We start from the raw sequence: 13,482 nt of genomic DNA, 5'->3' as shown, positions 1-13,482 counted from the left end.
AACGGTTGACAAAGAAAAAACAATAACATATAATTAACTCAACAAATCAGAAAAGTAATTATTTTTAATCTTCAGGGAGCCTGTGGTTACTGTGAACAGGTGGTTGGAACTAGTGAAATTGGGCTGATTTTAAAAGTGAATTTGAAACAATGAAAATTCGGTAGGCACACCTTACAGTGCAACTTGTTGTTAGACAAGGCAGAGATGTAAAGGGGATATTCTCTTTACAATTGAGGTGGTACCGCGTTACAAACGCCCTCACATGGAAGTAGATTCCGTGTGTGGGCTTTTTCATATTTTGGAACAATAGAAAAGAGGAAAAATTTATGACAACTAAAGGTTATTTTGGACAGTTTGGTGGTAGTTTTGTACCAGAACCAATTCAGGCTTTATTAGATGAGTTGGAAGTGACTTTTGATAAATACAAGGATGATCCAGAATTTTTGGCAGAATATCGTCATTACTTGAAAGATTATTCAGGTCGTGAGACTCCGCTCTATTTTGCAGAAAGTTTGACGGATTATCTAGGTGGGGCTAAGATTTATCTCAAACGTGAAGACCTTAACCACCTTGGTTCACACAAACTTAACAATGTCCTTGGACAAATCCTTCTTGCTAAACGCATGGGTAAAAAACGTGTGATTGCAGAGACAGGAGCTGGTCAGCACGGTGTTGCGACAGCTGCAGCTGCAGCCAAATTTGGTATGGCCTGTGATGTCTACATGGGGGCAGAAGATGTGGAACGTCAACGTCTCAACGTCTTCCGTATGGAGATGATGGGAGCGACTGTTCACTCAGTTGAAACGGGAACTCGTACACTGAAGGATGCGGTTGATGCAGCCTTTGGAGCATGGATGAATGACCTTGATGCTTTCTACGTTTTAGGTTCGGCTGTAGGTCCGCACCCTTACCCAACGATTGTTCATGAATTCCAAAAAGTAATCAGTGAAGAATCACGTCGTCAAATCTTGGAAAAAGAAGGACGACTGCCAGACTACGTCATTGCCTGTGTGGGCGGTGGTTCTAATGCCATCGGAGCTTTTTCACAGTATGTAGCTGATGAAGAAGTAAAATTGGTTGGGGTAGAAGCTGCTGGTCACGGTTTAGATACCGACAAACACGCAGCAACTATGACCAAGGGTAGTGTCGGAATTGTCGATGGAATGAAGACCTATGCAGTCTTTAAGGAAGATGGAGAGCTCGCGCCAGTTTACTCTATCTCAGCAGGTTTGGACTATCCAGGGGTTGGTCCAGAACATGCCTTCTTTAAAGATTCTGGTCGCGTGGAATATGTCGCTGCGACAGATGAAGAAGCTGTTCAAGCTTTACTTTTACTTAGCAAGACAGAAGGAATTATCCCAGCTATTGAAAGCTCCCATGCCATCGCAGAAGCAGTCAAACGCGCACCAAAACTAAGTAAGGATGAGATTATCATCATCAATGTCTCTGGTCGTGGAGACAAGGACGTAGCTGCCATTGCAGACTACCTTGAAGCTAAAAAATAAAAGATGGAAAAATTATAGCTGTTTCTCTCTCAGAGAGCTTGTGGTTGCTGAAAACAAGCAGAGAAAGCTGTAAGGTTGGGTCCATCTCAAATGAGAGAAGAATTCATAATTCTCAAGGGAGTGCCCTTTATCGCACGGCCTGTTACAGGAGCTATCTGAGACAGGAATGAGAGATAGGAGAAATCCTATAATTGAGGTGGCACCGCGAATTTCGTCCTCACGCAAGTTATTTTGCGTGGGGATTTTTCATACAGTCGCCACGGACTAGAAGTAGAACTGAAAGGGAAATTACAATGGAACGAATCATTCATGGAGATGTTTTATCACCAATCTTGGCTTATATGCGTTTGAACGGACAACACAAGGTCATACTTGAAAGTATCCCAAGAGAAAAGGAAAATGCTCGTTTTTCTATCTTAGCCTATAACCCAGTTTTTGAGATTAAGTTTGAGAATGGAGTTCTTTATCAAAATGGTCAGGTGATTGATCGTGATCCTTTGGATTTTCTCTATGAGGTGACTCATAAGAGTCAGCACCATTCAGAACTACCTTTTGGTGGTGGAGCTATTGGCTTTGTTGGCTACGATATGATTTCTCTCTATGAAGAAATTGGTCAGCTCCCTGAGGATACGATTGGGACACCAGATATGCATTTCTTCGTATATGAGAGTTATATAGTTTTTGACCATAAGAAAGAAAAAATTCATATCATAGAGGATGCTCTCTACAGTGAACGTAGTAATGAAGAACTAGAAGTGGCTTTAGATCAGGTTTTAGAAGAGTTAAAAATCCCTGCTCCAAATGAATTTGAAGATTTGGAAGTTTCTCCACTTCAGTTTAGACCACATATTGCACCTCAGAAATTTGAAGAAATGGTAGAAACAGCTCGCGACTTGATTCGCAATGGAGATATGTTCCAATGTGTGCTTAGCCAGCGCTTCTCCGCAGAGGTAACTGGAAATCCTTTTGACTTCTACAGAAATCTCCGAGTGACCAATCCATCAAATTACCTCTACTTTTATGATTTTGGAGATTATCAAATTATCGGTGCCAGTCCTGAGAGCTTGGTTTCCGTCAAGAATGGTATCGTGACAACCAATCCAATTGCAGGTACGCGACCTAGAGGCACTAATGACGAGGAAGATGCAGCACTTGCAAGTGATCTACTTTCTGATGAAAAGGAAACGGCAGAACACCGAATGTTGGTTGATTTGGGACGAAATGATATCGGTAGAATTGCTGAAACAGCAAGTGTCCAAGTAACTAAGTATATGGAAGTGGAACTTTTCCGTTATGTCATGCATTTGACCAGCGTGGTTAAAGGACGTTTATTACCAGAATTAACTGCCATGGATGCCTTGAAGGCAACACTTCCAGCAGGAACAGTATCGGGGGCACCAAAGATTCGAGCCATGAAACGCATCTATGAACTAGAAACAGAGAAGCGAGGCGTATACGCAGGAGCTATCGGTTACTTATCAGCAACTGGAGATATGGATTTCGCTATTGCAATTCGAACCATGGTTCTTAAAAATCAAAGAGCCTATGTGCAGGCTGGGGCAGGGATTGTCTACGACTCTATCGCCCAAAACGAATACCAAGAAACCATTAACAAAGCTAAATCTATGACTAGAATGGGAGAACTAAGACCATGATCTTATTGATTGACAATTATGATTCATTTACCTATAACCTGGCTCAATATATCGGGAATTTCGCAGAAGTTCAGGTTTTGAGAAATGATGATCCACATCTTTATGAACATGCTGAAAAGGCAGATGGACTGGTCTTTTCTCCTGGTCCAGGTTGGCCAGCTGATGCTGGAAAAATGGAAGAAATGATTCGTGATTTTGCAGGTAAGAAACCTATTCTGGGGATTTGTTTGGGACACCAAGCCATCGCAGAAGTCTTTGGTGGTAAGTTGGGATTGGCTCCTAAAGTTATGCACGGGAAACAAAGTCAAATCCGGTTTGAGACTCCATCCGTTCTCTATCAAGGGATTGAGGACAATCGTCCAGTCATGCGTTACCACAGTATTTTAATTGAAGAGATGCCAGAAGAGTTTGAAGTGACAGCTCGTTCGATAGATGACCAAGCTATTATGGGGATTCAACACAAAACCTTGCCGATTTATGGCTTGCAGTATCATCCAGAAAGTATTGGAACGCCAGATGGCCTATCTTCTATTCAGAATTTTATCGAGAAAGTTGTAAAGTGAGGAACACAAAATGAAAGAAATTATTGAAAAATTAGCCAACTTTGAAGATTTATCAAGTGTTGAAATGACAGATGTTATCGAACGCATCGTGACAGGGCGAGTGACAGAAGCACAAATTGCTTCACTACTTTTAGCTCTTAAGATGAAGGGAGAAACACCTGAAGAAAGAACAGCTCTCGCTCAAGTCATGAGAGGACATGCTCAACACATTCCAACAAACATTCAAGATGCTATGGATAACTGTGGTACAGGTGGAGATAAGTCATTTAGCTTCAACATTTCCACAACTGCAGCCTTTGTCTTGGCTGGTGGCGGTGTTCACATGGCCAAGCACGGTAACCGTTCAATTTCTTCTAAATCGGGTTCTGCAGATGTCCTCGAAGCCTTGGGGATCAACCTAGACCTCAAACCAGCTGAACTAGGTAAGGTCTTTGATAAAACTGGAATCGTCTTTCTCTTTGCCAAAAATATGCACCCAGCCATGAAATACATCATGCCAGCTCGTTTGGAATTGGGAATTCCAACGATCATGAACTTGACTGGTCCACTGATTCACCCAATGGCCTTGGAAACACAGCTTCTTGGGATTAGTCGTCCAGAACTTCTAGAAAGTACAGCTCAGGTTTTGAAAAATATGGGTCGCAAACGTGCCATCGTGGTTGCTGGACCAGAAGGATTGGATGAAGCTGGCTTGAACGGAACAACCAAGATTGCTCTTCTTGAAAATGGTGAAATTACCTTGTCAAGCTTTACTCCAGAGGATTTGGGAATGGAGCGCTACGCTATCGAAGATATCCGTGGAGGCAATGCTCAGGAAAATGCAGAAATTTTGCTCAGCGTTCTGAAAAACGAACCAAGTCCATTCTTGGAAACTACAGTTTTAAATGCTGGTCTTGGTTTCTATGCTAATGGTAAGGTAGCTAGTATCAAGGAAGGAGTTGCCTTGGCCCGTCAAGTGATTGCTAGTGGCAAGGCCCTTGAAAAACTCAGACTGTTACAGGAGTACCAAAAATGAGTCAGGAATTTTTAGCACGAATCTTGGAGCAGAAGGCGCGTGAGGTTGAGCAGATGGAGCTGGAGGAAATCCAGCCCTTGCGTCAGACCTATCGCTTGGCTGAGTATCTAAAAAAACATCAGGACCGTTTACAGGTAATCGCTGAGGTCAAGAAAGCTAGCCCTAGTCTGGGAGATATCAATCTCGATGTGGATATTGTGCAACAGGCCCAGACTTATGAAGCGAACGGAGCAGTGATGATTTCTGTTTTGACAGATGAGGTTTTCTTTAAAGGGCATTTGGATTATCTACGAGGGATTTCCAGTCAGGTAGAGATTCCGACGCTCAACAAGGACTTTATCATCGATGAAAAGCAAATCATCCGCGCTCGCAATGCCGGTGCGACAGTCATCTTGCTCATTGTCGCTGCCTTGGCAGAAGAACGCCTTAGGGAACTCTATGACTACGCGACAGAGCTTGGTCTGGAAGTCTTGGTGGAGACTCACAATCTAGCTGAACTAGAGGTGGCTCATAGACTTGGTGCGGAGATTATCGGGGTTAATAACCGCAACTTGACCACCTTTGAGGTCGACTTACAGACCAGTGTAGACTTGGCCCAGCACTTTGAGGAAGGTCGCTATTACATTTCTGAATCTGCCATTTTCACAGGGCAGGATGCGGAACGAGTAGCACCATACTTTAACGGAATTTTAGTAGGAACAGCCCTCATGCAGGCAGAAGATGTAGCTCAGAGAATCAAGGAGTTGCAGATTGACAAAGGTTAAGATTTGTGGACTATCGACCAAAGAAGCGGTAAAAACAGCTGTGTCGGCTGGAGCAGACTACATTGGTTTTGTCTTCGCACCTAGCAAAAGACAGGTGACCTTCGGAAAGGCTGCTGAGCTAGCGAAGTTTATTCCAGCAGATGTAAAAAAGGTTGGCGTATTTGTTTCACCAAGTCGAGCTCAACTGCTAGAAGCGATTGAAAAAGTTGGCTTGGACTTGGTTCAAGTTCACAGTCAGGTGGCAGATGATTTGTTTGAGAATTTGCCTTGTGCCAGCATTCAGGCTGTGCAGGTGGATGGAAATGGGCATGTGCCTAATTCTCAGGCAGACTATCTACTCTTTGATGCTCCTGTGGCTGGGAGTGGCCAGACCTTTGACTGGGGTCAACTGGATACGACAGGACTAGCTCAACCCTTCTTTATTGCAGGTGGGCTTAATGAAGACAATGTAGTACAAGCAATTCAACACTTTACTCCCTATGCAGTAGATGTATCGAGTGGAGTGGAGACAGATGGACAAAAAGACCATGAAAAGATTAGAAGATTTATAGAGAGGGTAAAGAATGGCATATCAAGAACCAAATAAAGATGGATTTTACGGAAAATTCGGCGGACGTTTCGTCCCAGAAACATTGATGACAGCAGTATTGGAATTGGAAGAAGCTTATCGTGAAAGTCAGGCAGACCCAAGTTTCCAAGAGGAATTAAACCAACTCTTGCGCCAGTATGTGGGGCGTGAAACTCCCCTTTACTACGCAAAAAACTTGACCCAGCATATCGGCGGAGCCAAGATTTACCTTAAACGTGAAGACCTCAACCATACAGGCGCCCACAAGATTAACAATGCCTTGGGACAAGTTCTCCTCGCTAAACGCATGGGCAAGAAGAAAATTATCGCTGAAACAGGTGCCGGTCAACATGGTGTGGCAACTGCAACAGCTGCAGCCCTCTTCAACATGGAATGTACTATCTACATGGGTGAGGAAGATGTCAAGCGTCAAGCCCTCAATGTTTTCCGCATGGAACTTTTAGGAGCTAAGGTAGAGGCAGTGACAGATGGTTCGCGCGTGCTCAAGGATGCAGTCAATGCAGCCCTTCGTTCTTGGGTGGCAAATATCGATGATACCCACTATATCCTTGGTTCTGCCTTGGGACCTCATCCTTTCCCAGAAATTGTTCGTGACTTCCAAAGTGTTATCGGACGAGAAGCCAAGCAACAGTACCGTGATTTGACAGGTGAAAATCTGCCAGATGCCCTAGTAGCCTGTGTTGGTGGTGGTTCGAATGCCATCGGGCTCTTCCATCCATTTGTGGAAGATGAGACAGTAGCTATGTATGGTGCTGAAGCAGCAGGACTCGGTGTGGATACAGAGCACCACGCAGCTACCTTGACCAAGGGTCGTCCAGGTGTTCTTCACGGTTCGCTTATGGATGTGCTCCAAGATGCTCATGGTCAAATCTTAGAAGCTTTCTCAATCTCAGCAGGTTTGGACTATCCTGGTATCGGTCCAGAGCATTCCCATTACCACGATATCAAACGCGCGACCTATGTACCAGTGACAGACGAGGAAGCCTTGGAAGGATTCCAACTCTTGTCTCGTGTAGAAGGAATTATCCCAGCTTTGGAATCTAGCCATGCCATCGCCTTTGCGGTGAAATTGGCTAAAGAACTTGGACCAGATAAGTCTATGATTGTCTGTCTATCAGGTCGTGGAGACAAGGATGTGGTTCAAGTTAAAGACCGCTTGGAAGCAGAAGCAGCAAAGAAGGGAGAAGCTCATGCCTAAGACCTTAACCGAAAAATTGACAACTCTTAAAGCAGCAAAAAAGGGAATTTTTGTTCCCTATATCATGGCTGGAGACCATGAAAAAGGTTTGGATGGACTTGCTGAAACAATCCACTTTTTAGAAGACTTGGGTGTGTCTGCTATTGAGATAGGAGTTCCCTTTTCAGACCCAGTTGCAGATGGTCCAGTTATCGAAGAAGCAGGCTTGCGCAGTCTAGCTCGCGGAACCTCTACCCAGGCTTTGGTTGAAACCTTGAAAACCATTGAAACAGAAATCCCGCTTGTCATCATGACCTACTTTAACCCCCTCTTTCAGTACGGTGTGGAGAAATTGGTTAAAGATCTTTCTGATACAGCGGTCAAGGGATTGATTATTCCAGACCTGCCTCATGAGCATGCTAACTTTGTAGAGCCCTTTTTGGTGAATACAGACATTGCTTTGATTCCACTTGTCAGCTTGACGACAGGAATTGAGCGTCAAAAAGAACTCATTGAAGGGGCTGAAGGTTTTGTCTATGCTGTTGCTATTAACGGGGTGACAGGGAAAGCAGGTAATTACCGAGATGACTTGGACAAGCACTTGGCTCAACTTCATCAAGTAGCCAACATTCCAGTATTGACAGGTTTTGGTGTATCCAGACAGGCTGATGTAGAACGTTTCAATGAGGTATCGGACGGCGTTATCGTCGGTTCCAAGATTGTTAAGGCTCTACATGAAGGACAAGTAGCAGATATCACTGACTTTATCCAAGAAGTAGTAGCTTACCCAAAATAATCATACAAGCAGCAAGTAAGAGGAAGGGCACAAAAGGAAGTCTTTCCTTTTTCTTTTGTAGGAGAAAGGCCAGTTTTAGATATCATTTGCTAAGTTACTCTGATATGTAACTTTAAGAAAAAGCTAATTATTGTAGTAATTTCTTTAAGAAAATGATATAATTCATTAAAAAGTATTCGGAGGAGGAAGAATTATGTTGAATCAGGATCTCTTTGATTCGCTCAAGGCACAAAAAATTGTAGATACTTTGATGAAAGGTCAAAAAGATTATGTAGATGAACGTCTAGAAAAAAGAGAGACAATGAAAGTGTCGAATGGTTATGCATGGACGCGACCTAATCATATTGATAATGCATTTGCATCAGCAGATTTGTTTGAGTATAAATTACAATTAGCAGGACAGACTTGGGGATATTTAGAATTTGAAACAAATACAGAAAAATATGGGAAAGTATTGTTAATTATAAAGGGTAAGAAGCGACTTACGAGCCAATTTCCTTTGGTACAAAAAAATAAGAGTGGCTACTTATTTGAATATGCTAGGATGAATACACTTTATCTTAATCAACATTCTTCCTACAAAAATGATGAAGATAGTCATTCTTTTCCAATTCAGATGGAGTTAGTTTCTGATGAAATGATTCAAGAAATTGAACAAGCTACTAAAAATTCGAATATCGAAAAATTTATGATTTTAACTTATGAGGCGGACTCGGAAAACAATATTATATCTGTAGATGTTGTTATGCCTGATGCACGAACTGGTCAGTTACACTTGATTCAGGATTTGTCTGAGTATATTCAATCAAGTTCGTACCATTTCGAAGAAGCTAAATATCAAGATATTCCTAATTTTTCAGAATTATCGGAAACAGAAGATTTTGAAATTATTCCAAGAATAGAAAAACAAGAAGCTCAAAAGTAGTAAGGAGTATGTAAATGTTTAATGGTCGGGTATTGAAAGAATTACGGCTGTTAAATGGTTTAAGTAGAGCAGAATTGGCTCAGAGAATTAATTTAACGGAACAAGCCATTTGGCAGTTTGAGTCTAACGAAACGAAACCTAAATTATCAACTAGACTGCATTTGGCCAACCAATTTCATGTTGATTTAACTTATTTTGAACAGGAAGAAGAGAGCATTCGATTTGATTCTTCTGTAATTGCCTTTAGAAATGCAGATCTAGCAACACGGAAAACAATAGATATTCAAACTATGTATTTACATAAGGTAGATAGTTTGATTGATTATTTTGAAAGTTTTGTAATTATACCTAATATTACAATTCATGACCTAAGTAATGTAGTGAGTGAATCTTATCATAAGGGAGAATCTATTGAGGAATTGGCTCTTTACGCCAGAGGAAAATTAGGCATTTCAAAAGATAATCATGATTTGCTTTATAAATTAGAACGTTCAGGAATCTATATCGTGGAACGACTCATTAATGGTCAAGCTGATGCTTATAGCGCATGGTCAAAATCGGGAAGACCTTATATTGTATTGGGAACGAATAAATCATCTGTACGTCGAAATTTTGATTTAGCTCATGAGCTAGGACATATTCTTTTGCACAAATATAAAGATATGAATGAAGATGGTGATTGTTTGGAGCAAGAAGCAAATTATTTTGCATCATGTTTTTTATTGCCAAAAGAAGAGTTTTTAGTCAAATTTGAAGAGAGGGTAGGGAAACGTGTTAGCAATCCTGATAGTTATATTTTATTGAAGTCGGATTTGAATGTTTCTATACAGGCTTTAGAGTATCGAGCTTTTAAGTTAGGATTATTGACTCCAAAGCAACATTCTTACTTTTATCGTCAAATTGCGCAAAAAGGTTACAAAATTATTGAACCTTTGGATGATCAAATTTTTGTTAAAAAACCAAGCAAAGTAAAGAGTATTCTGGACGTTGTTTTGAGTAATCGTCTAGTCAGTCTAGCGACGATAATGTCTAAACAAAGTATTCGTTTACAGTTTATAAGCGAAATATTTTCGGTCGAAATGAAATTTTTTGATCAATATCAAGAAGATAAAAGAACAGATCAATTTGATAATATCATTCCTTTGTATAAAAGAAATAATTTATAATTTAACTGTGAAATAATTTCATGAAGGACATATGATAGAAATTGGACTTTATCAAACAAGCAGTAGCTTACCCAAAATAATCACACAAGCAGCCAGTAAGAGGAAAGGCACAAAAGGAAGTCTTTCCTTTTTCTTTAGCAGGAGAAAAGATAAGATGCCGGTAGTAGAGGCAAATTGAATGAGAATCAGTATTTCTGTAAGTGTAAAAACTAGGGCACAAGAGGCCAGAAAGAGAAAATCTCCTGCTCCAATGCGAATATCAATAACATAGGCAATGATTCCAAGAACTAGGAAGAAAGCCATGATTAGATTCCAACCACAGCAAGCCATGAGGATTAAGTGAAAAACTAGCCAGACGATCAAGGGATATTCCTGATGACGAAAGTCGTAGATGCCCAAAGTCAAGCCGGCAGTTATCAAGATGACTTGCCCCAAGGTTAAAAATCCCACAGACTCAGCTAGAAAGAGCAGTCCAAAGCACAACTCAAAGAAAGCATACCAGAAAGGATATCTTACCTTGCAATAGCGACAGCGAAAGCGCCCAATTACTTGAGAAACAATTGGAATCAAATCTAGTGTTCTCAAGCGAGTCTGACAAGAATCACAGTGACTAGCAGGAAAGACGATGGATTGCTCAGGAAAACGATCAACGACTAAACCTAGAAAGGAAGCAAGAATCGCTCCAACAAGAAAAAAGTAAAGATGAATCATACTTATTTATTCGGAAAAGATAAAAGAAAGAGTATAATAGTTGGATGCAGGAGAAGTTTTAGGAACAAATATGAAAATTCACTTTGAAAAAGGACTTCAGTTAGAAAATGCCCAACTCATTTGTCAGTGGTCTAATGCTTTGGGAGAAAGTTTTCAGAAGCAATGGATGGGACCAAAGATTTCTTATCCCTTGATTGCCCAATCTTTGCAAAAGATGGAAGGGATTTTTTCCATTTTTGCTGGAGAAGAGTTTGTAGGCATCATCCAGAAAATCAAACTAGAAGATAAAAATCTTCATATTGGAAGATTTCTCATAGCTCCACATAAGCAGGGGAAAGGATTAGGTCGAAAAGCTTTTCAATACTTTCTTCAAGAAATGTTTGAAAATAAAGAAATAGAGAGTATTTCCCTAACGGTTTTTGAATCAAATCAAAGAGCTCAGAATCTTTACCAAAAAGAAGGATTTGAAATCGTTCAAATGTTTGAAGCGCCTGTACGAAAATATATGATGATAAAATCTAGATAAGAACTAGATTATACTAGAATCTGTCCCCGTACAATTTTTAGTTTTCAAACTTGTTACAGAGAAATTTTCTTGATAAAATAGATACATGACTAGATATAAAGCTATCATTTCCTATGATGGATACGCCTTTGCTGGTTTCCAGCGACAGCCACACGCACGTAGTGTCCAAGAGGAAATTGAAAAAACTTTAACCAAATTAAATAAAGGGCAGGCCATTACCATTCATGGCGCTGGGCGAACGGATAGTGGTGTCCATGCCTTAGGGCAGGTTATCCACTTTGATCTTCCCTATCAGATGGATGAGGAAAAGCTTCGTTTCGCTCTCGATACTCAAAGTCCTGAAGATATCGATGTCATTTCGATTGAGATTGTGGCTGATGATTTTCATTGCCGATATGCTAAGCATAGTAAGACCTATGAGTTTATTGTGGATAGAGGGCGTCCTAAAAATCCTATGAGACGTCATTATGCCACCCATTATCCCTATCCACTAGATGTGGAGCGGATGCAGCTTGCTGTAAAAAAACTAGAGGGGACACATGACTTTACTGGTTTTACAGCATCAGGAACCAGCGTGGAAGACAAGGTAAGAACGATTACGGAAGCTAGCCTTAGGGTTGATGAAACAGGTCAGTTTTTGACTTTTACCTTCTCAGGCAATGGCTTCTTGTATAAGCAAATCCGTAATATGGTTGGAACCCTGCTGAAAATTGGCAATAATCGGATGCCCATTGAGCAGATTGACTTGATTTTGGAGAAAAAAGACAGACAGTTGGCGGGGCCAACTGCAGCACCTAATGGTTTATATTTGAAGGAGATTCGTTATGAAAAATAATCGTATTTTAGCACTTTCAGGAAATGATATTTTTAGTGGTGGGGGACTAGCCGCTGACCTTGCTACCTATACTTTAAATGGTTTGCATGGTTTTGTGGCTATGACTTGCTTAACTGCTTTGACAGAGAATGGATTTGAGGTCTTTCCGACAGATGAGACTATTTTCCAACAACAGCTAGATAGTCTCAAGAGCGTAGACTTTGGAGGGATTAAGATTGGCCTCTTACCGACTGTCGGTGTTGCTGAGAAAGCTCTTAACTTTATCAAGGAACGCACAGGAGTCCCTGTCGTATTAGACCCAGTTCTGGTTTGTAAGGAAACACACGACGTTGCTGTTAGCGAGCTCTGTCAAGAGTTGATTCGCTTTTTCCCTTATGTGACTGTGATTACACCCAATCTTCCTGAGGCAGAATTGCTAGTAGATCAAAAGATTGAAAGTCTGGATGATATGAAGTTTGCAGCTCAGAAATTGCATGACTTAGGAGCGCCAGCAGTCATTATCAAGGGTGGAAATCGCCTCAGCCAGGATAAGGCTATGGATGTTTTTTATGATGGTCATGACTTTACCATTTTAGAAAATCCAGTTATTCAAGGTCAAAATGCAGGTGCAGGATGTACCTTTGCGTCAAGCATTGCCAGTCAATTAGTACAAGGAGAGGAGCTCTTATCAGCGGTTGAGAGTTCTAAAGCCTTTGTTTACCGTGCCATCGCACAAGCAGATCAATATGGAGTCAGACAATATGAAGCAAACCAAAACAAGTAAAATCGCCCTATTATCTATACTAACTGCTCTATCAGTAGTTTTAGGTTATATTGTAAAAATCCCAACTCAAACAGGAATCTTAACTCTTTTAGATGCAGGAATCTTCTTTACCGCTTTTTATTATGGGCGCCGTGAAGGAGCCATTGTTGGAGGATTAGGAGGATTTCTCATTGACCTGATTTCAGGTTACCCTCACTGGATGGTCTTCAGCTTGCTTTTCCATGGTCTGCAGGGATATTTTGCAGGTTTTAAAGGAAAATGGCAGGGGCTTGGATTAGTTTTGGCGACTATCATCATGGTAGCTGGATATGCATGTGCGACTGCTTGGATGAAAGGTTGGGGACAAGCCTTGTTAGATGTCCCTCACAATCTGCTACAGAATTTTGTTGGGATGCTTGTCGGCTATCTTATTCATCAGAGTATTGAAAAGATTCGTAAGCGGTAAAAAGGGAATCTTCCTCTGAACTATTGAAAAAACTCTGATTTTTTGCT

General features: G+C 41.1%; 15 protein-coding genes, 1 pseudogene and 1 other annotated feature. Of the genes and pseudogenes, 14 read left to right on the top strand and 2 right to left on the bottom strand.

The genetic code is table 11. The annotated features are described in order from the left end of the window. Nucleotides 1–32: 32 nt before the first annotated feature. Nucleotides 33–263, top strand: a binding site (T-box leader). Between the two features lie 63 nt (nt 264–326). The 8 genes from trpB (HMPREF2805_RS03910) to trpA all read left to right on the top strand — a co-directional run bounded on the left by trpB (HMPREF2805_RS03910) (nt 327) and on the right by trpA (nt 8,064). After that, nucleotides 327–1,505, top strand: coding sequence for a tryptophan synthase subunit beta (gene trpB, locus HMPREF2805_RS03910; protein ID WP_075231479.1), 1,179 nt, complete (start codon nt 327–329; stop codon nt 1,503–1,505). A gap of 293 nt (nt 1,506–1,798) precedes the next feature. Then, nucleotides 1,799–3,160, top strand: a complete 1,362-nt coding sequence (gene trpE / locus HMPREF2805_RS03905; RefSeq protein ID WP_075231478.1) for an anthranilate synthase component I — start codon at nt 1,799–1,801, stop codon at nt 3,158–3,160. After that, the gene (locus tag HMPREF2805_RS03900; protein WP_075231477.1) at nt 3,157–3,723 is read left to right on the top strand and encodes an aminodeoxychorismate/anthranilate synthase component II; all 567 of its coding nucleotides are present in this window, start codon (nt 3,157–3,159) and stop codon (nt 3,721–3,723) included. Before trpE ends, HMPREF2805_RS03900 begins: the two co-directional genes overlap by 4 nt. A gap of 10 nt (nt 3,724–3,733) precedes the next feature. Then, a complete protein-coding gene (gene trpD, locus HMPREF2805_RS03895; protein WP_075231476.1) occupies nt 3,734–4,738 on the top strand; it encodes an anthranilate phosphoribosyltransferase in 1,005 nt (334 codons plus the stop codon). Next, nucleotides 4,735–5,502, top strand: coding sequence for an indole-3-glycerol phosphate synthase TrpC (gene trpC, locus HMPREF2805_RS03890; protein ID WP_075231475.1), 768 nt, complete (start codon nt 4,735–4,737; stop codon nt 5,500–5,502). The genes trpD and trpC overlap by 4 nt, the downstream gene beginning before the upstream one ends. After that, entirely contained in the window at nt 5,489–6,088 is a 600-nt protein-coding gene (locus HMPREF2805_RS03885; RefSeq protein WP_075231474.1) for a phosphoribosylanthranilate isomerase, read from the top strand. The genes trpC and HMPREF2805_RS03885 overlap by 14 nt, the downstream gene beginning before the upstream one ends. Then, the gene (gene trpB, locus HMPREF2805_RS03880) at nt 6,066–7,289 is read left to right on the top strand and encodes a tryptophan synthase subunit beta (protein ID WP_075231473.1); all 1,224 of its coding nucleotides are present in this window, start codon (nt 6,066–6,068) and stop codon (nt 7,287–7,289) included. Before HMPREF2805_RS03885 ends, trpB (HMPREF2805_RS03880) begins: the two co-directional genes overlap by 23 nt. Continuing rightward, complete coding sequence (gene trpA / locus HMPREF2805_RS03875; protein ID WP_075231472.1) at nt 7,282–8,064, top strand: tryptophan synthase subunit alpha; 783 nt, start codon at nt 7,282–7,284, stop codon at nt 8,062–8,064. Before trpB (HMPREF2805_RS03880) ends, trpA begins: the two co-directional genes overlap by 8 nt. Here the strand turns inward: trpA and HMPREF2805_RS10585 are convergent. Continuing rightward, nucleotides 8,033–8,137 (bottom strand): annotated as a pseudogene (locus HMPREF2805_RS10585) (prepilin peptidase); the annotation flags it as partial. The gene trpA and the pseudogene HMPREF2805_RS10585 sit on opposite strands and share 32 nt — an antisense overlap. 120 nt (nt 8,138–8,257) lie before the next feature. Here HMPREF2805_RS10585 and HMPREF2805_RS03870 point away from each other — a divergent pair. Together HMPREF2805_RS03870 and HMPREF2805_RS03865 are read left to right on the top strand one after the other, a co-directional pair. Continuing rightward, nucleotides 8,258–8,989 carry a spr1630 family ClpXP-sensitive toxin gene (locus HMPREF2805_RS03870; protein WP_075231471.1) on the top strand — a complete coding sequence of 244 codons (732 nt, stop codon included), beginning with the start codon at nt 8,258–8,260 and terminating at the stop codon, nt 8,987–8,989. Between the two features lie 14 nt (nt 8,990–9,003). Further along, nucleotides 9,004–10,155, top strand: coding sequence for a spr1629 family repressor/antitoxin (locus HMPREF2805_RS03865; protein ID WP_075231470.1), 1,152 nt, complete (start codon nt 9,004–9,006; stop codon nt 10,153–10,155). A 51-nt stretch (nt 10,156–10,206) separates the two neighbouring features. Here the strand turns inward: HMPREF2805_RS03865 and HMPREF2805_RS03860 are convergent, their stop codons facing one another. Next, nucleotides 10,207–10,866: a prepilin peptidase gene (locus HMPREF2805_RS03860; protein ID WP_075231469.1), complete on the bottom strand. Its 660-nt coding sequence runs from the start codon at nt 10,864–10,866 to the stop codon at nt 10,207–10,209. A 70-nt stretch (nt 10,867–10,936) separates the two neighbouring features. Here HMPREF2805_RS03860 and HMPREF2805_RS03855 point away from each other — a divergent pair, with 70 nt between their 5' ends. The 4 genes from HMPREF2805_RS03855 to HMPREF2805_RS03840 all read left to right on the top strand — a co-directional run bounded on the left by HMPREF2805_RS03855 (nt 10,937) and on the right by HMPREF2805_RS03840 (nt 13,435). After that, nucleotides 10,937–11,392: a GNAT family N-acetyltransferase gene (locus HMPREF2805_RS03855; protein WP_075231532.1), complete on the top strand. Its 456-nt coding sequence runs from the start codon at nt 10,937–10,939 to the stop codon at nt 11,390–11,392. Nucleotides 11,393–11,477: 85 nt separating this feature from the next. Then, a complete protein-coding gene (truA, locus tag HMPREF2805_RS03850; protein WP_075231468.1) occupies nt 11,478–12,227 on the top strand; it encodes a tRNA pseudouridine(38-40) synthase TruA in 750 nt (249 codons plus the stop codon). Further along, the gene (locus HMPREF2805_RS03845) at nt 12,217–12,990 is read left to right on the top strand and encodes a bifunctional hydroxymethylpyrimidine kinase/phosphomethylpyrimidine kinase (protein WP_075231467.1); all 774 of its coding nucleotides are present in this window, start codon (nt 12,217–12,219) and stop codon (nt 12,988–12,990) included. The genes truA and HMPREF2805_RS03845 overlap by 11 nt, the downstream gene beginning before the upstream one ends. Further along, nucleotides 12,968–13,435: an ECF transporter S component gene (locus HMPREF2805_RS03840; RefSeq protein ID WP_075231466.1), complete on the top strand. Its 468-nt coding sequence runs from the start codon at nt 12,968–12,970 to the stop codon at nt 13,433–13,435. Before HMPREF2805_RS03845 ends, HMPREF2805_RS03840 begins: the two co-directional genes overlap by 23 nt. The last annotated feature ends 47 nt before the right edge of the window (nt 13,436–13,482 follow it).

It is taken from the genome of Streptococcus sp. HMSC034E03, from assembly GCF_001811505.1.
In the GTDB taxonomy this organism is placed as follows: Bacteria; Bacillota; Bacilli; order Lactobacillales; family Streptococcaceae; genus Streptococcus.
Note: the sequence above shows the minus strand (reverse complement) of the source record. Positions and strands in the feature narration are given on the sequence as shown.